This window comes from Aliiroseovarius sp. PTFE2010 (assembly GCF_049943335.1).
Lineage (GTDB): Bacteria > Pseudomonadota > Alphaproteobacteria > Rhodobacterales > Rhodobacteraceae > JBNFVY01.
The window spans coordinates 123,222-141,513 of record NZ_JBNFVY010000003.1 but is presented as its reverse complement, the minus strand read 5'-3'; the positions used below and the strand labels follow the sequence as shown (position 1 = coordinate 141,513).

General features: G+C 61.9%; 21 protein-coding genes. 12 read left to right on the top strand and 9 right to left on the bottom strand.

Annotated elements, in window-relative coordinates; translation table 11 throughout:
* Positions 1-31 precede the first annotated feature (31 nt).
* Genes guaA through ACP2AV_RS06680 form a run of 8 tightly spaced genes read left to right on the top strand, consistent with a single transcriptional unit; the run spans position 32 to position 7,820 of the window.
* Positions 32-1,603, top strand: a complete 1,572-nt coding sequence (gene guaA / locus ACP2AV_RS06715) for a glutamine-hydrolyzing GMP synthase (protein WP_426371927.1) — start codon at positions 32-34, stop codon at positions 1,601-1,603.
* Positions 1,600-2,487 (top strand): DMT family transporter, encoded by an 888-nt coding sequence (locus ACP2AV_RS06710; RefSeq protein ID WP_426371926.1) that lies wholly within the window; start codon positions 1,600-1,602, stop codon positions 2,485-2,487. Before guaA ends, ACP2AV_RS06710 begins: the two co-directional genes overlap by 4 nt.
* 41 nt (positions 2,488-2,528) lie before the next feature.
* A complete protein-coding gene (locus ACP2AV_RS06705) occupies positions 2,529-3,452 on the top strand; it encodes a DMT family transporter (protein WP_426371925.1) in 924 nt (307 codons plus the stop codon).
* A gap of 52 nt (positions 3,453-3,504) precedes the next feature.
* Entirely contained in the window at positions 3,505-4,380 is an 876-nt protein-coding gene (locus tag ACP2AV_RS06700; protein ID WP_426371924.1) for an ATPase, read from the top strand.
* Between the two features lie 57 nt (positions 4,381-4,437).
* Positions 4,438-5,361, top strand: a complete 924-nt coding sequence (locus tag ACP2AV_RS06695) for a homoserine O-succinyltransferase (protein ID WP_426371923.1) — start codon at positions 4,438-4,440, stop codon at positions 5,359-5,361.
* Complete coding sequence (locus ACP2AV_RS06690; RefSeq protein ID WP_426371922.1) at positions 5,342-6,313, top strand: alpha/beta fold hydrolase; 972 nt, start codon at positions 5,342-5,344, stop codon at positions 6,311-6,313. The genes ACP2AV_RS06695 and ACP2AV_RS06690 overlap by 20 nt, the downstream gene beginning before the upstream one ends.
* A 33-nt stretch (positions 6,314-6,346) precedes the next feature.
* Complete coding sequence (gene ppk2, locus ACP2AV_RS06685) at positions 6,347-7,210, top strand: polyphosphate kinase 2 (RefSeq protein ID WP_426371921.1); 864 nt, start codon at positions 6,347-6,349, stop codon at positions 7,208-7,210.
* Positions 7,203-7,820: a TetR/AcrR family transcriptional regulator gene (locus tag ACP2AV_RS06680; RefSeq protein WP_426371920.1), complete on the top strand. Its 618-nt coding sequence runs from the start codon at positions 7,203-7,205 to the stop codon at positions 7,818-7,820. The genes ppk2 and ACP2AV_RS06680 overlap by 8 nt, the downstream gene beginning before the upstream one ends.
* Here the strand turns inward: ACP2AV_RS06680 and ACP2AV_RS06675 are convergent.
* From ACP2AV_RS06675 to rplM, 5 genes are all read right to left on the bottom strand, one after another.
* Positions 7,781-8,920 (bottom strand): ABC transporter ATP-binding protein, encoded by a 1,140-nt coding sequence (locus tag ACP2AV_RS06675; protein WP_426371919.1) that lies wholly within the window; start codon positions 8,918-8,920, stop codon positions 7,781-7,783. The two genes, ACP2AV_RS06680 and ACP2AV_RS06675, sit on opposite strands and share 40 nt — an antisense overlap.
* Positions 8,917-9,723, bottom strand: coding sequence for an ABC transporter permease (locus tag ACP2AV_RS06670; protein ID WP_426371918.1), 807 nt, complete (start codon positions 9,721-9,723; stop codon positions 8,917-8,919). The genes ACP2AV_RS06675 and ACP2AV_RS06670 overlap by 4 nt, the downstream gene beginning before the upstream one ends.
* On the bottom strand, positions 9,720-10,598 hold the full coding sequence (locus ACP2AV_RS06665) for an ABC transporter permease (protein ID WP_426371917.1): 879 nt from the start codon (positions 10,596-10,598) through the stop codon (positions 9,720-9,722). The genes ACP2AV_RS06670 and ACP2AV_RS06665 overlap by 4 nt, the downstream gene beginning before the upstream one ends.
* 115 nt (positions 10,599-10,713) lie before the next feature.
* On the bottom strand, positions 10,714-11,202 hold the full coding sequence (gene rpsI, locus ACP2AV_RS06660) for a 30S ribosomal protein S9 (RefSeq protein WP_426371916.1): 489 nt from the start codon (positions 11,200-11,202) through the stop codon (positions 10,714-10,716).
* Positions 11,203-11,204: 2 nt separating this feature from the next.
* Positions 11,205-11,669 (bottom strand): 50S ribosomal protein L13, encoded by a 465-nt coding sequence (rplM, locus tag ACP2AV_RS06655; protein ID WP_426371915.1) that lies wholly within the window; start codon positions 11,667-11,669, stop codon positions 11,205-11,207.
* Between the two features lie 485 nt (positions 11,670-12,154).
* Here rplM and ACP2AV_RS06650 point away from each other — a divergent pair, with 485 nt between their 5' ends.
* The gene (locus ACP2AV_RS06650; RefSeq protein WP_426371914.1) at positions 12,155-12,751 is read left to right on the top strand and encodes an outer membrane beta-barrel protein; all 597 of its coding nucleotides are present in this window, start codon (positions 12,155-12,157) and stop codon (positions 12,749-12,751) included.
* Positions 12,752-12,851: 100 nt separating this feature from the next.
* Here the strand turns inward: ACP2AV_RS06650 and ACP2AV_RS06645 are convergent, their stop codons facing one another.
* Positions 12,852-13,271 (bottom strand): PaaI family thioesterase, encoded by a 420-nt coding sequence (locus ACP2AV_RS06645; protein WP_426371913.1) that lies wholly within the window; start codon positions 13,269-13,271, stop codon positions 12,852-12,854.
* Positions 13,272-13,330: 59 nt separating this feature from the next.
* On the opposite strand from ACP2AV_RS06645, the gene ACP2AV_RS06640 reads away from it, so the two are divergent.
* Both ACP2AV_RS06640 and ACP2AV_RS06635 read left to right on the top strand, forming a co-directional pair.
* On the top strand, positions 13,331-14,116 hold the full coding sequence (locus tag ACP2AV_RS06640) for an enoyl-CoA hydratase (RefSeq protein WP_426371912.1): 786 nt from the start codon (positions 13,331-13,333) through the stop codon (positions 14,114-14,116).
* Positions 14,113-14,511 (top strand): DUF1801 domain-containing protein, encoded by a 399-nt coding sequence (locus ACP2AV_RS06635; RefSeq protein WP_426371911.1) that lies wholly within the window; start codon positions 14,113-14,115, stop codon positions 14,509-14,511. Before ACP2AV_RS06640 ends, ACP2AV_RS06635 begins: the two co-directional genes overlap by 4 nt.
* 12 nt (positions 14,512-14,523) lie before the next feature.
* On the opposite strand, the gene ACP2AV_RS06630 is transcribed toward ACP2AV_RS06635, so the two are convergent.
* Together ACP2AV_RS06630 and ctaA are read right to left on the bottom strand one after the other, a co-directional pair.
* A complete protein-coding gene (locus tag ACP2AV_RS06630) occupies positions 14,524-15,996 on the bottom strand; it encodes a carboxypeptidase M32 (protein ID WP_426371910.1) in 1,473 nt (490 codons plus the stop codon).
* 2 nt (positions 15,997-15,998) lie between these two features.
* The gene (gene ctaA, locus ACP2AV_RS06625; protein WP_426371909.1) at positions 15,999-17,138 is read right to left on the bottom strand and encodes a heme A synthase; all 1,140 of its coding nucleotides are present in this window, start codon (positions 17,136-17,138) and stop codon (positions 15,999-16,001) included.
* Positions 17,139-17,334: 196 nt separating this feature from the next.
* On the opposite strand from ctaA, the gene ACP2AV_RS06620 reads away from it, so the two are divergent.
* Positions 17,335-17,526, top strand: a complete 192-nt coding sequence (locus ACP2AV_RS06620) for a hypothetical protein (protein ID WP_426371908.1) — start codon at positions 17,335-17,337, stop codon at positions 17,524-17,526.
* Here ACP2AV_RS06620 and ACP2AV_RS06615 read toward each other — a convergent pair.
* The gene (locus ACP2AV_RS06615) at positions 17,523-18,254 is read right to left on the bottom strand and encodes an RNA methyltransferase (RefSeq protein ID WP_426371907.1); all 732 of its coding nucleotides are present in this window, start codon (positions 18,252-18,254) and stop codon (positions 17,523-17,525) included. The genes ACP2AV_RS06620 and ACP2AV_RS06615 overlap by 4 nt on opposite strands.
* Between the last annotated feature and the right edge of the window lie 38 nt (positions 18,255-18,292).

Below are 18,292 nucleotides of genomic sequence, written 5' to 3'. Positions count from 1 at the left end.
ACCGCCCTGCCCCACGGCCTATTCCGCGATCATGAGCACCACATCGCATGACCGCCTTCTTATTATCGACTTTGGCAGCCAGGTGACGCAGCTGATTGCGCGCCGCCTGCGCGAGTTGAATGTCTATTGTGAAATCCATCCCTATCAGAATGTCACGGATGACAGTCTGAGGGCGTTCGATCCCAAGGCGATCATCTTTTCCGGCGGCCCCGATTCGGTCATGCGCGAGGGCTCGCCCCGCCCGCCCAAGGCCGCCTATGATCTGGGCGTGCCGATTTTGGGCATTTGTTATGGCCAGCAGGTGATGATGCACGATCTGGGCGGGCGGGTCGAAGCGGGCGAACATGCCACGGCTGAATTCGGCCGGGCCTATGTCACCCCCACCGAGCGCCATACGGATTTCTTCAACGGCTGGTTCATGGATGGGTCGGGGCGCGAGCAAGTCTGGATGAGCCACGGCGATCACGTCGCCGAACTTGCGCCGGGGTTTCAGGTCTACGGCACCTCGCCCGGTGCGCCCTTTGCCATGACGGCCGATGTCGAGCGCCGGTTTTACGCCGTCCAATTCCACCCCGAGGTGCACCACACCCCCAACGGCAAGACCCTGTACGAGAATTTCGTCAAGATCGCCGGGTTCAAGGGCGACTGGACGATGGGCGCCTACCGCGAGGAAATGATTGCCAAGATCCGCGAACAGGTGGGTGACAAAAAGGTCATCTGCGCGCTTTCGGGCGGCGTGGACAGTTCGGTCACCGGCATCTTGCTGCACGAGGCGATCGGCGATCAGCTGACTTGTGTTTTCGTCGACCATGGCCTGTTGCGCCTGAACGAGGCCGAACAGGTCGTGCAGATGTTCCGCGACAACTACAACCTCAACCTGATCCATGCGGATGAAAGCGATCTGTTTCTTGGCGCGCTCGACGGTGTCAGCGACCCCGAAACCAAACGCAAGATCATCGGCAAGCTGTTCATCGACGTGTTCCAGAAATATGCCGACGGGATTGAGGGCGCCGAGTTTCTGGCCCAGGGCACATTGTACCCCGATGTGATCGAAAGCGTCAGCTTCAGCGGCGGGCCGAGCGTCACGATCAAAAGCCACCACAACGTGGGCGGCCTGCCCGAAAAGATGGGTCTGAAACTGGTTGAACCGCTGCGCGAGCTGTTCAAGGACGAGGTGCGCGAACTGGGCCACGAGCTGGGCCTGCCGGCCAGCTTCATCGGCCGCCACCCCTTTCCCGGCCCCGGGCTGGCGATCCGCTGCCCCGGTGAAATCACCCGCGACAAGCTTGAAATCCTGCGCAAGGCCGACGCGGTCTATATCGATCAGATCCGCAAACATGATCTCTATGATGACATCTGGCAGGCGTTCGCAGCGATTCTGCCGATGCGCACCGTCGGGGTGATGGGCGACGGGCGCACCTATGACTATGCGCTGGCGCTGCGTGCGGTCACCAGTGTCGATGGCATGACCGCCGATTACTACCCGTTTACCCATGATTTCCTGTCCGAAACCTCGACCCGGATCATCAACGAGGTCAAAGGCATCAACCGCGTCTTTTACGATTGCACCTCGAAACCGCCCGGCACGATCGAGCTGGAATGAGCGCGCGGCCGCTGCATGCCGCGCTCTGGATGATGGGCGCAGTGGGTGGGTTTTCGTCGATGGCGATTGCCGGGCGGCAACTTGGCGGGCAACTGGATACCTTTGAAATCATGGCCTACCGATCGGTGATCGGCTTTGGTATCGTGCTGGCGCTGGGCTGGGCGACAGGGGCGTTGCGCAGCGTGAATAGCGCGCATCTGCAGCTGCATTTCTGGCGCAACGTGTTTCACTTTACCGGGCAGAACCTGTGGTTCTTTGCCGTGGCGATCATCCCGCTGGCGCAGGTCATCGCACTCGAATTCACTGCCCCGATCCTTGTCGTGCTGCTGGCGCCCATGGTTCTGGGCGACCGGCTGACCCGGTTGAATGTGATCACCGCACTGATCGGTTTTTGCGGCATCCTGATCGTCGCGCGCCCTTTCGGCGCAGGGGCCCTTTCGCCCGGGCTGATCGCGGCGGCGCTGTGTGCCTGGGGGTTTGCCGGGTCGATCCTGTTTACCCGAAAGCTCACGCAAAAGGGCGATGTCACTGTCACCTGTGTCCTGTTCTGGCTGACGCTGATGCAGATGGTGTTCGGCTTTGCCTGCGCGGGGTTGGATGGTGACATGACCTTGCCATCGCTCCCCACCGCTGGCTGGCTGGTCGTCGTCGGGATGGGCGGGCTGGTGGCCCATTTCTGCCTGACAACCGCGCTGTCCCTGGCCCCGCCCGCCATCGTGTCGCCGATCGACTTTGTGCGCCTGCCGCTGATCGCGCTTCTGGGCGCGGCGATCTACGGCGAAGCGCTGGAATGGCCCGTCTTGCTGGGCGCGGCCATCATCTTTGGCGCGAACTACGCGAACATTCTGGGTTTGGGCGGACGGGGCACTGCCAAATCCGCATGATCCAGATTGCGGTGCCTGCGTTCAGACCCTAGCGTCGCGCCATGGTTGAACAGAAATCCATATCGCTGCGGGCCTGGGCCGGGCTGTTGTTGCTGGCCCTGATCTGGGGTGCCAGTTTTCTGTCAAATGCCGTCATGCTGCGCGAAATGGCGGTTCAGTGGATCGTGGCCAGCCGGGTCGGGCTGGGTGCGCTGGTGCTGTGGGTCTATGTGCTGATCCGCGGGCTGAGCGTGCCGCGCAGTGGGACATTCTGGCGCGCCGCGGCGGTCATGGGCATGTTCAACAACGTGGTGCCTTTCATGCTGATCACCTGGGGACAGCAACATATCGCCTCTGGGCTGGCATCGATCCTGAACGCATCCACCGCGTTTTTCGGAATTCTGATCGCGGCATTGGTCTTTGCCGATGAACGGCTGACGCCACACAAACTGATCGGTGTGACGCTGGGCCTTGGCGGCGTGGCACTGGTCATCGGCGTGTCGGCGCTGCGCGGGTTTTCCATCACGTCGCTGGGCCAGCTGGCCGTGATCGGGGCCGCGATTTCCTATGGCGTCACAGGCAGTTTTGCCCGCGCAAGGTTGACCGGCATCCGCCCCGAGGTCGCAGCCCTTGGCATGCTGACCTGCTCGACCATCGTCATGCTGCCGCTGGCGTGGTTGGTCGCAGGGCCGCCGCCCACCGACCTGTCGGCGGACGTCATAGCGGCGACGCTCTACCTGGCGGTGATCGCGACCGGCGTGGCCTATCTGCTCTATTACTGGCTGGCCAAGGCCGCCGGGTCGGGCAACCTGCTGCTGGTCACGCTGTTGGTCGCCCCTGTGGCGGTTGCGCTTGGCGCGATCTGGTTGAACGAAAGCCTGAGCCCTCAGGCCTATGCCGGGTTTGCCCTGATCGCGGCGGGCATGATCTTGATCGATGGGCGCGTGTGGCGCAAGATCGCGGGTCACGGCGCGCGCCGGAATTGACCCCGCCGCTTGCAACCGGCTAGATGCGCCCGCGAAGCAAGGGACGCAACACATGATCTATTCATCCGGACAAGACTGGCGGGACGCCCCGCAAAAACGCGTGATGCTGTTTGGCATGTCCGGACTGGGCAAGACATTCGTGTCGACCATGCTGCGCGACAGCGGCGACTGGTTCCACTATTCGGCCGATTACCGCATCGGCACGCGGTATATGGGCGAACACATCGCCGACAACTTCAAGGCCGAGGCGATGAAAAACCCGTTTCTGGCCGAGCTGTTGCGCACTGACAGCGTGTATATCGCGTCGAACATCACGTTCGATAACCTTACGCCCCTGTCCACGTATCTGGGCAAACCGGGCGATCCGGCCAAGGGTGGCTTGCCGATTGACGAATACAGGATGCGTCAGGCCCAGCACACGGTGGCCGAAATCGCAGCCATGCAGGACACGCCCCATTTCATCAACCGGGCCAAACGGCTGTACGGGTATGACAACTTTGTCTGCGACACGTCGGGGTCGATCTGCGAAGTGGTCGATCCCGAAAATCCCGAAGATCCGGTGCTGAAACCACTCAGCCAGGTGTTGCTGCCGGTCTGGATTCGCGGATCGCACGCGCATACCGAAGAACTGATCCGCCGCTTTGACCGCGCCCCCAAACCGATGTGCTACCGGCCCGAATTCCTGTCGGCGCAGTGGGATGCCTATCTGGCCGCGCGCGGTGTGGCGCCCGACGCCGTCGATCCCGACGATTTCATCCGGTTCACATATGCCAGGGCCCTGGCCCATCGCCAGCCGATCTATCGGGCGATGGCCGAAAACTGGGGCGTGAGCGTCGATGCCGCCGATGTCGCTCAGGTCAGCACGGCGCAGGATTTCACCGATCTGATTGCCCATGCGCTGGACGCGCGCCAGCCCCCCCGCACTTGAGCCCACCGCGCCAAAGCCCTATCTTCCCGCTTCACGCAACCGCCAAAGGCCGATCCGATGCCCATCACCCTGCCCGAAAACCTGCCCGCTTATGATGTCCTGTCGGCCGAGGGCGTCATGGTCATGGGCGAGGGCCGTGCGCAGACACAGGACATCCGGCCGTTGCGCATCGGGCTTTTGAACCTGATGCCCAAGAAAATTCAGACCGAAAACCAGTTTGCGCGGCTGATCGGGGCCACCCCGCTGCAGATCGAATTTCACCTGCTGCGCATGTCCGAGCATCAGACCAGAAACACCGCCGCCGAGCACATGGCCGAATTCTATCGCCCCTTTGCCGACGTGGCCGCCAGTGGCGAAAAGTTCGACGGGCTGATTATCACCGGCGCCCCGATCGAAACCATCGCGTATGAAGACGTGACCTATTGGGACGAGCTGACGCAGGTCTTCGACTGGACGCAAACCCACGTGCATTCCACCATTGGCGTGTGTTGGGGCGGCATGGCGCTGCTTTATCATTTCCACAACATTCAGAAACACCTTCTGGATCGCAAGGCGTTCGGCTGTTTCCGCCACAACAACCTGGCCCCGGCGTCGCCCTATCTGCGGGGGTTTTCGGATGATTTCGTTGTCCCGGTCAGCCGCTGGACCGAAATGAAACAAGCCGAAATCGACGCGCACCCGTCGCTGATCACGCTGCTGGGCAGTGACGAGGTGGGGCCGTGCCTGGTGCAAGACCCCGAGCATCGCGCGCTGATGGTTTTCAACCACTTTGAATATGACAGCGAAACGCTCAAGGAAGAATATGATCGGGACGTGGCATCGGGCAAAGAGATCAACGTGCCGCGCAACTATTACCCGGACGACAACCCGGACCTGCCGCCGCTGAACCGGTGGCGCAGCCATGCCCATCTGCTCTATGGCAACTGGGTGAATGAAATCTACCAATCCACCCACTACGACATTGAAAAAATTGGCAGTTAACGCCCTGTTCCTGTCAACCATCGCCGCCGTGGCAATTGCGGCGACGGTGGGCGCGGCCACATTGCGCACCCGCGCTGTGCACAGCGCCTATCCGCCCGAAGGCCGCCTGATCGACATCGACGGGCGGGCAATGCTTGGCACGGTGGCGGGGCCTCAGGACGCGCCCCATGTGGTGCTGATCCACGGCTCGTCCGGGTCGACCCGCGACATGAGCTTTGCACTGGCCCCCGCACTGGCACAAAGCTTTCGCGTGTTTTCCATCGACCGGCCGGGGTTGGGCTGGTCGCAGGCGCGCCCTGATGGTCACCTTTTGTCCGACCAGGCGGATGCGATACGGCGCACGGCCGGCGCGATGGGTGCCAGGGCCCCGATCGTACTAGGCCAAAGTTACGGCGGCGCAGTATCGCTGGCCTGGGCTCTGGATGCGCCGGGCAGCCTGTCGGCGCTGGTGCAGCTATCCGCGCCCAGCCATGAATGGGACGGCGGCCTGTCGACCTATTACAAGGCGTTGTCGCATCCACTCAGCGGCCCCGTCATGGCATGGCTGCTGAACGCGTGGGTTCCGCGGGCCGTTGTGCGCCGAGAAATGGCCAGCGTCTTTACTCCGCAAACGATGCCCGAAGGCTACCCCGATCATTTCGGGCCGCGCATGACGCTGCGCCACCGGTCATTGCGCGCCAACGCCGTTCAGCGTGCGGCCCTGCAATCCCAGATCGCGGGGATGGACGCCCGCTACGGATCCCTGACCCTGCCCATCGAAATCCTGCACGGGACCCATGACGACACGGTACCCCTTGCCATCCACGCCGAACAGCTTGCACGGGACGCGCCGAATGCGCATCTGACCCGCTTGGACGGGATCGGACACATGCCGCACCATGTGGCGGTCGCAGACGTGGTGGCCGCCGTTGATCGGGCCGCCCTCCGCGCCGGATTGTACTCGGGCTTCTAACCCGCGATAGTGGCCGAAACGAAAGGTGAGCAGATGACCCTTCCCTTCGACGGAGCGATTTCCGATTTCTACGAAAATGGCGCGCCCGAACATGTGCGGCGCGCGATTGACCAGGGCGACAAGAAAGACATCCTGCGCGACAGCTACCCCTATGATCGGTGGATGAAGAAATCGACCTATCAGGACCAAATCGACATGCTGCAACGCGAGCTGGTCAAGCTGCAGGCCGACGTCAAGGAAAACGGCAAACGGATCGTGGTGGTTTTTGAAGGCCGTGATGCGGCGGGAAAAGGTGGCACGATCAAGCGGTTCCGCGAGAACCTTAATCCACGGATCGCGCGCACCGTGGCCCTGTCCAAGCCGACCGAACGCGAAGCGGGGCAATGGTATTTCCAGCGCTACGTGGATCATCTGCCCACGGCGGGTGAAATCGTTCTGTTCGACCGGTCGTGGTACAATCGCGGCGTCGTGGAAAAGGTGTTCGGCTTTTGCACCGACGCGCAGCGCGAAAAGTTTTTCCACCAGTTGCCCGAATTCGAAGACATGCTGGCCAGCGAAGGCATCCAGTTGTTCAAGATCTGGCTGAACGTGGGGCGCGCCGAACAGCTGCGCCGCTTTCTGGCGCGTGAAAAAGACCCGCTAAAGCAATGGAAACTCTCATGGATTGACGTTGAGGGTTTGAAGAAATGGGATGACTATTCAGCGGCGATTTCCGAAACCTTCGCGCGCTCGCACACGCAGGTGGCCCCGTGGACGGTGGTGCTGTCGGATGACAAGTACCGTGCCCGGTTGGCCGCCATTCGCGCCGTTCTGAACCAGATTGATTATGCCGGCAAAGGCAAGGTTGACGCGCCCGACCCAAAGGTGTGCGGCACCCCGGACATTTGGCATGGCTAAGCGCGGCTATCACCATGGCAACCTGCGCCAAGCCCTGGTCGACGCTGCGCTGGAGCTGATCGAAAACAAGGGCCCCACCGGCTTTACCCTGTCCGAAGCTGCCAAGAGCGCCGGCGTCACCCCGGCCGCCGTCTACCGCCATTTCGAAGGGCGCGCGGACCTGATCGCGGAAATCGCGCTGCAGGGGTACGGGATCTTCGGCGACCTGGTGGAATATGCCCGCGCCACTGGCAGCACATCCGATCTGGCCGCGTTCGAAGCGACGGGCCACGCCTATCTGGCGTTCGCGCGCAAACACCCCGGCCATTACATCGCGATGTTCGAAAGCGGGATTTCGATCCAGCGCACGCCGGAACTGTACCAGGCCGCCAACAGGGCCCTATCGATACTGGAAGATGCCGCGGCCGAATTGACCCGGCATATCCCGGCCGACAAGCGGCCCCCGGCCAAGATGGTCGCCTCGCATATCTGGGCGATGTGCCACGGGGTGGTCGAACTATTTGCACGCGGCAGCCCCGGCACCAAGAGCCCGTACCCGCCCGAGGACCTGCTGGAGAGCGGGATCGGGATCTACCTGCGCGGCTTGGGACTGATTCCGGCAGACAGCTGATCTTTGGGGAAGACCACAAGGCTTTCGGGGTTCCACGCGATCCGCGCCGCGTCCCCACGGCCCAGCACCGGGCGCCCGACAAGGTTTTTCATCGTGATCGAGATCGGTTTGTCGACGCCATCAAGCGCCACGTCATAGCTGGTCATGTCGCCGTAATACGTGACCTCGACCACCGTGCCCCGGGCTTGCGGCAGCGCGCTGACATCGCCTTCGTATAGGATCGACAGGGTCTCGGGACGCAGCCCCACCTGCACCGACCCCGGCGTCAGCCCTGCAGAGCATTGATCGGCCGCCATCGTGCCGTCGCCCAGCCCGGCAACGCGCACATGGATATCGCGCCCGTCGGCTGGGGAAATTTCGGCAGGCAGGAAATTCATCACCCCGATGAATTCCGCCACCCGCCGGCTGGCCGGGCGTTTGTACAGGGTCTGCGGATCGGCCACCTGCGCGATGCCGCCGTCGAACATCACCGCGATCCGGTCGGACATGATCAGCGCCTCTTCCTGATCATGCGTGACCAGAATGAAGGTGATCCCGACTTCGCGCTGCAGGCGGCGCAATTCGTGCTGCATCTGGGCCCGGATCTTGGCATCGAGCGCCGACATCGGCTCGTCCAGCAGCAGAACCTTGGGCCGCAACACAAGGGCGCGTGCCAGGGCCACACGCTGGCGCTGACCGCCGGACAGCGCATGGGCCGCGCGCCCGCCAAATCCCGCCAATCCCACCATCTCCAGCGCCTCGGCCACCGCACGCGCTTTGCTGTCGCGCCCCATTGCGCGCCGCTTGCGCAGGCCGAAGCCGACGTTTTCACCCACGCTCATATGTGGAAAAATCGCGTAGGACTGGAACACCATGTTGGTGGGGCGTTCGTTCGGCGGGACACCGGCCATGTCACGCCCATCGATGCGCAGATTGCCTTTTTCGAACCCTTCGAACCCGGCAATGGCGCGCAGCAGCGTGGTCTTGCCGCATCCGGACGAGCCGAGCAGGGAAAAGAATTCGCCCTCGAAAATATCCAGATCGATGCCGCGCAAGACTTGAAAGTCGCCGTAGAACTTTTCCAGATTGGATAGCGTGATGATCGGTTTGCCTGGGCTCACAGGACGCCTCCGGTAATGTTGCCGCCCGCGCGCCGGATCCCGCGGCGGCGATAATATTCGGCGATGCTGAGCAGCAGGATCGACAGCACCACAAGGATCGTCCCCAGTGCCATCACCGCGGGAAGCTGCTTGGGAAAGCGCAGCATGGACCACAGGTAGACCGGCAAGGTCGGTTCGCCCGAGGTCAGGAAAAAGGCGATGATGAATTCGTCCATCGAAATGGTGAACGAAATGAGCAGCGCCGAGATAATGCCGGGCATCACCAGCGGCAAGGTGACCAGGCGAAAGGTCGCGATGCGCCCGGCCCCCAGATCGGCCGCCGCTTCCTCGAGCGACCCATCCAGCGCGGCAAAGGCAGTAGTGAGGATGGCAATGGCAAAGGGCACGCAAATCAGCGTGTGGCCCGCAATCACCGCCCAGGTTCCCGTATCCAGACCAAGGCGCAAGATCACCACCAGCAGCGCCACGGCCACGATGATTTCCGGCAGGACCAGCGGCAGCATGATCAACCCCATCAGCCCCTTTTGTCCGCGAAACGGATACCGCGTGACGGCCATGGCCGCGCAAACCCCGAGCGCCGTGGCCGCAAGCGCGGAAATCGCCGCCACTTTCAGTGACGTCAACACCGCGGCGCGCATTGCCTGGATCCCCCAAAGCTCGGAAAACCAACGCGTCGTAAACCCCTTGAGCGGAAAGGTGATCGTCGACGCGTCGTTGAACGCAAAAAGCGGCAACAGGAAAATCGGCGCATAGAGAAACACCAGATAGAGCAATGCATATGTCCGCAGGCCGCGCCCGCTCATTGCGCCAGCCGCCGGGTCAGTTTGCGCAGGACAAGTACAAAGACCAGTGCCAGCACCGCCACGATCCCCATTGCCTGCACCGCCAGCGCCGCGCCCATCGGCGCGTTGTTGAGCCGCAGGAACTGGGTCTGGATCATATTGGCAATCATCAGCCCGCCAGGCCCGCCCACAAGGCGCGGGGTGATGTAATCACCCACCGTGGGGATGAACACGATCAGACTGGCGGCGATGACGCCGGGCATGGCCAGCGGCAGGGTCACGCGGCGGAAGGTCTGCACAACCCCTTCACCCAGATCGCGCGCGGCTTCCAGCAGGGGGCGGTCGATTTTTTCCAGCGCCACAAAGATCGGCAGAATTGCGAAGGGTGCATAGGCATGGGCCAGCGTAATCACCACCGCATTGACGTTGTAAAGGATGACGGTCAGGGGATCATCAATGATCCCAAGCCATTGCAAGCCGGTGTTCAACACCCCGGAATATCCCAGGATCACTTTCCACAGGAACACCCGGATCAGGTAAGACGTCCAGAACGGGATCGTGATCAGAAAGATCCATAGCGGCTTGCGGCGCGGTGAAACGTGAAAACTGACGTAATAGGCAATCGGAAAGGCCAGAACCACGGTCACTAATGTCACTGCCGCCGACACCCAGACGGACCGCATCATGAGCTGGAGATACAGCGGATCGCTCAGCGCTTCGCGGTAGTTTGCCGTGGTCAGGGCGGTGTCGAAATCGCGAATGCCGGTCTGGGTCCAGAAACTGATCAGCACCACGGCGGCCAGCGGAACGGCCAGCAGCGCCACGGCAAAAAACGCGGGGGGGCTGATCAGCCACGCGCCTGCGTTGATCCGGTTGCGCGTTCCAGTCTTCGTCATGGGGCCCGTTTGCCAAGTTCACACAGGTCACGGTTTCACCGAAACACGCGCCGATGCAAGTGCAAAGAAAAGGGCCGCCCCACCGGACGGCCCCTTTGCAAAGATATCTGTGGTATCAGCGCTTCGAGAACTGGAAGCTCTTACGGGCTTTGGCCTTACCGTATTTCTTCCGTTCCACGACGCGGCTGTCGCGGGTCAGGAAGCCAGCGGCTTTCAGCGGGCCGCGCAGGTCCGGGTTGTAAAGCTGCAGCGCCTTGGAAATGCCGTGCTTGACCGCGCCGGCCTGACCGGTCAGTCCGCCGCCCTTGACGGTTGCCATGACGTCGAATTCGCCTTCGACACCGGCCACCTGGAAAGGCTGGCGCAGGATCAGGCGCAGAACGGGGCGTGCGAAATACACATCCATGTCCTTGCCGTTCACCACGACCTTGCCCGAGCCGGGCTTGATCCAGACGCGGGCAACCGCGTCTTTCCGCTTGCCGGTGGCATACGAGCGGCCCAGTTCGTCACGAACGGGTTCACGCGGCTCGGCCGTTGATTCGACAGCGGGCGTACCTTCGGCCACGGCGGCCAGGTCTTCGAGAGTGTTGATCTGATCGGCCATGATTATGCGCTCCGGGTGTTCTTCTTGTTCATCGACTTGACGTCGAGAACTTCGGGCTTCTGGGCCTCATGCGGGTGCTCGGTACCGGCATAGACGCGCAGGTTGGTCATCTGCTGACGGCTCAGCTTGCCGCCGGGCAGCATGCGCTGAACGGCCTTGGTGACCAGGCGCTCGGGGTGGTCACCTTCCAGGATCTGGCCTGCGGTGCGCGACTTGATGCCGCCCGGGTAGCCGGTGTGCCAGTAGTGCACCTTGTCGGTGCGCTTCTTGCCGGTCAGCTGGACCTTGTCGGCGTTGATGACGATCACGTTGTCACCCATGTCCATCGACGGGGTGAAAGACGGCTTGTGCTTGCCGCGCAGACGCATGGCGATAATCGAGGCAAGACGACCCAGCACCACGCCCTCGGCGTCGATGATGATCCATTTCTTGTCGATATCCGCCGGGGTAGCGGTAAAGGTGTTCATGGTTGTGCCCTATACGTGGGTAAATTCGGATTGCGGTGTTCTAAGCGTTTTTCGCGCCCAGTCAAGCACCGCCCAACCGAAATTACGCCGCTAAAACAATACGTTAAAAATAAGGTATTATATTACCCCATTTTTGGCCCCTTTTCCAGGCCCGAAAACGCCCGCCAGACGCAGTTTGCCCGATTTTTCGGCTGGGACAATTTTCTTGCGGCGGAAACGCTCGGTTTTTGGGCAGCGTATGTCGTCACGAAATTTTGAACGTGCATCTGCAGCATATCGTGTTGCACCGCAGAATGAACGGCGTACTTCAGGTCTAGAGGTGGTCACGTTTTGGACGGACTTGTCACGATAAGGTCGTTCCAGTCAGCGACGAGCAGGCAACCAATACAAAGCGACCCACCTAGCAAGCCGGAGAATACCGGCAACCCAGAGTTCCGGCGCGGTCTGCCCGCGCAAACGGTTCGATTGATAGGAAGAAGGTCAAAATGAAACTATTTGCAACATCCGCAGCCGCACTGGCACTTGTCGCCGCCCCAATGGCGGCGTCCGCCGTGGAACTGTCTTACGGCTACCAGGCGAACGCCATGTTCCCCGAGGACGGCGACACCTACTATTCAGGTGAAGGTTATATCGAAGGCACGGCCAGCGGCGTGACCCTCGGCCTGTGGGCCGGAACCACCGATATCGACGAGTCGGTCGATTTCGAGATCTCGCTGGGTTACGGCTGGGAATTCGCAACCGGCGTCACGCTGGACGCAACCGCCACTGGCTACACCAACAGCGAAGACGGGTATGACGACACCGACGTGAACCTGGAACTAGGCTTTCCCGTTTCCGACCCCTTCGCGATCTACGCTGGCGCGACCTACCTGATCGATGCGGAAGACTGGGATGTCTACGCCGGCGCCGTGTATTCCTTCGGTGATTTCGCCGTGACCGGCGAAGTTGGTGACGATGGCACCACCTACTGGAGCCTGGAAGGCGCCTATGCCTTTACCGACAACGTCTGGGCTTCGGCCGAATATGCAGACGCAGACGGCTCGGACTATGAGGTCACTGTGTCGGTCGGCTACGACTTCTGAGACTTTGTACCCCTTCCCCTCAGGGGGTCCAAAGGTGCAGGGAAAAGGCGGGCTTCGGCCCGCCTTTTCTATTTGCCGAACGCGGCATATTCTGCGCCAATCATTTCGGCGGGATCGAATAGGTCAGTGTCGCGCGCGCCACCGGGGCCTCTTGCCCTTCGGAATAAAGCAGCACATCGCCCACGGCCAGAACGCGCCCCAACTTCAACAGACGGCAATCGGCGATCATATCCTTGTCACCATCCGGTTTGCGCATGAAATCAAACGATGAATTCGTCGTGACCGCCAGCGCTTCGGGCCCGATGCGCGACAGAACCGCCAGATAGACCGCCACATCCGCCAGCCCGAACATCGACGGGCCCGATATGGTGCCGCCGGGCCGCAGATGCTTGTGGCCCACGTTCAGGCGGACGCGGACGCCTTCTGGTGTGATTTCTTCGATCTCGTATTCTCCGGCAACCTGCTCGAACACGTCGTTCAAAAGCTGGTGCAGCGCGCCGGTGTCCATAACTATGTTCAAAACCTTCCCCCTTCGTGCGTTTCGCTCTAACCTTGTTGGAAAACGAGGGAGAGGACAAGATGACACTATTGGACCGATGCGATACGGGCGCGGTGGCCCATATCCGCATGATATCGCCGGGAAATCTGAACGCCCTGTCGGACGCGATGATTGCTGCATTGCAGGACGAGCTGGACGGAATCGCCGCCACGACCGACATCCGCGCGGTGGTGCTGTCGGGGGAAGGCAAGGCATTTTGTGCCGGCCACGACCTGAAGGAAATGACAGCCGGGCGACAGGCCGACGATGGCGGGGCGGGCTATTTCGCTGATCTGTTTTCGCGCTGCGCCCGACTGATGACGACGATCACCCACCTGCCCCAACCCGTCATCGCCGCGCCGCACGGCATCGCCACCGCGGCCGGCTGCCAGTTGGTGGCCAGCTGCGACATGGCCGTGGCCGCGCAAAGCACGCGCTTTGGGGTCAACGGGGTGAACATCGGGCTGTTCTGTTCGACACCGATGGTGGCGCTCAGCCGGAATATTCCGCGCAAGCACGCGTTCGAAATGCTGACCACGGGCCGGTTCATCGATACCGAACGCGCCCAATCGCTGGGGTTGATCAACCAGACGGTGCCGGACGGGGCCCATGAAGACGCCGCGCTCCAACTGGCCGAAGTCGTGGCGGCCAAATTGGGCTCGGCGGTGCGTATCGGCAAAGAAGCGTTCTATCGCCAGATCGAAATGACCTTGGCCGATGCGTATGAATATACCGGCACCGTGATGGTGCAGAACATGCTGAACCCGGACACCGAAGAAGGCATCGCCGCCTTCATCGAAAAGCGGTCGCCGAACTGGTCCCAGTGAGCCAGGTTGCCGCCTATCTGGACGCTGTTGAACACCCGCAGCGCAAGGCCGATGCGATCCGGCTGGACCGGATCATGCAGGACGCCACCGGCTTTCAACCCCGATTGTGGGGCAAGATCATCGGCTATGGCCGGTATCACTACCGCTATGACAGCGGGCGTGAGGGCGAATTCGCGGCGACCGGCTTTCATCCGCAAAAGGCGCGGCTGTCGATCTATATCATGCCGGGCTACACCGATTTCGGCGACATCCTGGACCGGTTGGGCAAGCACAGGCGCGCAAAGGCGTGTCTCTATATCAACAAGCTGGCCGACGTGGACGAGACCGTTCTGGCCGATCTGATCCGCGCGGGCGTGGCAGATCTGGCCAGTCGGTGGCCGATCACCCCGACCTGACCGCGCCGCGTTTCACAGGTTGTAAAGCGCGGTGAACTTGGTTTCGAGATAGTCCAGCAAAGGCGCTTCGCTGGGTTCAAAGCCGCAGGCACGGGTGATCAGATCGCGCGGGGTATAGACGGCGCCATGGCGCTGCACCTTTTCGCCCAGCCAGGCCGTTGCCGGGCCAAGATCGCCGCGCGCCAGGTGCGCGTCCAGATCGGGTATATCTGCGCGCAGCGCCTGATGCAGGCACCCGGCATACACATTGCCCAGCGTGTAGGTCGGGAAATAGCCGAATAGCCCCACCGACCAGTGCACATCCTGCAGCACCCCATGCGACGGCTGATCTACCTGCACCGAAAAATCACTGTGGAACCGGGTATTCCACGCCTCTTCCAGATCGCACACGTCCAGCGTTCCGTCGATCAATTCGCGTTCCAGATCAAAGCGCAACATTACGTGCAGGTTGTAGTGCACCTCGTCCGCTTCGGTACGGATATACCCCGGAGCCACGCGGTTGATCGCGCCATAGAACGCATCGGCATCGGGCGTCGACAACGGCCCAAAGACCTGGCTCATACGCTCATACAACCACCCGGTGTACGCGCGGCTGCGACCTAGCTGGTTTTCATAAATCCGGCTTTGGCTCTCGTGCACGCCCATCGAAACGCCCTGCCCCAGCACCGACAACGCAAGCTCGGGCGCGATGGTCTGCTCGTAACAGGCATGGCCGACCTCGTGGATCGTGGAATAGAGACAGTTGAAGGGATCGGATTCGTCGGTCCGGGTCGTGATGCGCACATCCGCACCCGAACCGGATGAAAACGGGTGCACCGCCTTGTCGATCCGACCGCGGGTAAAATCATAGCCGAACTGCGCCGCGATTTCGCGTGTCAGCGCCATCTGGTCGGTTTGCGAAAACCGCCCCACAAGCCCATGCGGTGGGCGGCCAGACCCGATGATACGGTCGCGCAAAGATACCAGCCCAGGGCGCAGCGCGTCGAACATTGCCCCGATCGAGGCGGCCGTTGCGCCCGGTTCGTAATCGTTGAGCAGCGCATCATAGAGCGGCCCGTCCCCGGCCAACGCGGCGGCCTCTTCGCGGCGCAGGTCGACCACTTTTTTCAACGTGGGCACAAAGGCGGCAACGTCTTCGTTGGCGCGCGCTTCGGCCCAGATGCCTTGGGCTACTGATGTTTCGCGCGCGATCTCGGACGCCAGCCGCGCGGGCACCTTGGTATTGCGCTCATAGCTGCGCCGCAATTCGCGCAACTGCGCTGCGGCCACGTCGCCCGTCGTCTCGGCCCGGTCCAGCCAATCGCCGACACGCGCGTCGGTGCGCCGCGCATGCAGCACGCTTTCCAAGGCGGCCATTTCGTCGGCGCGTTGGGCGGCGGCGCCGCGCGGCATCACGGTTTCCTGGTCCCAGCCCAATCGCCCGGCAACCTGGGCCAAGGCGACCGTCTCGCGGGAATAGGCAATCAGTTCGTCATAGGCGGACATGATCATGCTCTCCGGATCGATTGGGGCAACGGATACTGCGCCAGGAACCGTGCCCGCAGGACCGCCACCCACAGGGCGACCGCGCCAAGCTGGTGCGCGATTCCCAGGGCCAATGGCGCGCCGTTCATCACCGTCACGACGCCCAGAACGACCTGAAAGGCAACCAAAGCCCCCATGACATCGAACGCCCGCCTGGTGGCGCCATTTGCACTGGCATGCCCACGCGACCAGACCACAATCCCGAAAATGAACACCAGATAGCCGGCAACCCGGTGCATGAACTGCACCAGCCCTTCGTCTTCGAAAAAGTTGCGCCAAAGCGGCTCAAGCGCAAACGGATCGGGGGGAAAGATATGCCCCCCCATCAGCGGCCAGTCGGTAAAACCGCGGCCCGCATCGATTCCGGCCACCAGCGCGCCCAGCAGGATCTGGATGAACGACAGGTGCAGCAGCCCGGTCGACAGACCGAACAGCTTGGGGTTGCGGTCGCGCCGGGCCTGTAGGAGCTGCGCTTCGGGCCGTGACAGCAAAAAGACGTACCAGGCGATGAACCCGAGAATGACAAACGCCAGCCCCAAGTGCACCGCCAGACGGTAAGACGCCACATCCAGCATGCCACCGTCCAGCCCAGACGAGACCATCCACCAGCCGATCGCCCCCTGCAAACCGCCCAACAGGCCAATCCCCAACAGGCGCTTGTTCCAGCCCGTCGGGATCTTGCGCGCCGCAAGAAACCCAAGAAAACCGACCGCCCAAACCAGCCCGATCACGCGTCCCAATTGCCGGTGGCCCCATTCCCACCAATAGATCGCCTTGAACTCGGACAGGCTCATACCCTTGTTCTGTAACGTGTATTCGGGGATTTCCTGGTATTTCGCGAATTCGCTGTTCCAGCCTTCGGCGTTCATCGGGGGAAGCGCGCCGGTAACGGGGCGCCATTCGGTGATCGACAGGCCCGAATCCGTCAACCGGGTGAGCCCTCCGACGCAGATCATCGCAACAACCAGCGCAAAGAGCGCGATCAACCAGGCACGGATGGCCTTGCGGGCCCCGGCCGGCCGGTCGATCCGCCCCTTGGACGGGGTGGACCCGGTCGGTTTATCGGTCGAGACATCTTCGAAAATCGTACGGTTCTGGCTCATGCGGGCTCTCTGTCTTTGTGTCGCGCGAAATCTAGGCGCTTGGCTGGGTGGCGGCAAGCCTGTGCGACGTTTCGCCGAGCGCGCAAAAATCTCATGACGCAACTTGCCGTTGGGACAATCTGGCCTTAAAGCTATGGCCGCTATGTCCGGGCAATATCAACCCAAGCCGACACGGAACGAGCAGGAACAAAATAATATGACAGAAAAAGGCCCGAACCTGCCCTTCGAGGCGGGCAGTGTAGACCATTTCGAATTCAAATTTCGCCCCACGAACGATCCAGCCAGAAAACGCCCCCTGGTCGGAGGCGACAGTATGTCCACGCGTCTGGCCAGCGAACAGGTGATTCAGACGCTGATCGACCACTTCCGCCAGCGCCCCCAGCGTTAACCGCGTTCTTTCCACCGCACCATCTGGCGCAAAATTCCGTGCAGCATCTGCACGTCTGCGCGGGTCAGGGGCATCCGGCTCCACATATTGCGCAGCACGATTTTCATGCCGTCGGCTTTTTCGGGCGGGAAAAAGAACTGTGCGTCGTCCAGCCGGTCTTCGTAGTGGCGGGCCAGCGCCTCGACCTCAACCTGACCGGCCCAATCGGTCTTGGCCATGTCCACCACTTCGGGGCTGACCGAACTGGTCTGGCGGCCCCATTCATAGGCCACCAGCAACACACATTGGGCCAGATTGAGCGATGCGAAATCCGGGTTCACCGGCACAGAAATGATGGCATTGGCCAGCGCGATGTCTTCGTTTTCCAGACCCGCGCGTTCCGGCCCAAAGAGCACGCCCACCTTCTTGCCTTCCCCCATCAGCGCGCGCGCCTGCGCCATCGCGCGTTCGGGCGTCACGACCGTTTTGGTCAAGCCCCGCGGGCGCGCGGTGGTCGCGAAAATATAGTCGCAATCCGCGACGGCCCCTGGCAGATCGCCATATACGCTGGCCCCATCCAGCACCCGCCCTGCCCCCGACGCCATGGCCACCGCCTTGGGGTTTGGCCAGCCGTCGCGCGGGGCGACGATCCGCATACGATCACAGCCGAAATTCAGCATCGCCCGTGCGCTGGCCCCAATGTTTTCACCCATTTGCGGGCGGGTCAGGATGAAAGCGGGCGTGGACATGGCGCGACCTTGGGATGCAGCGGGATTGACGCGGGTTT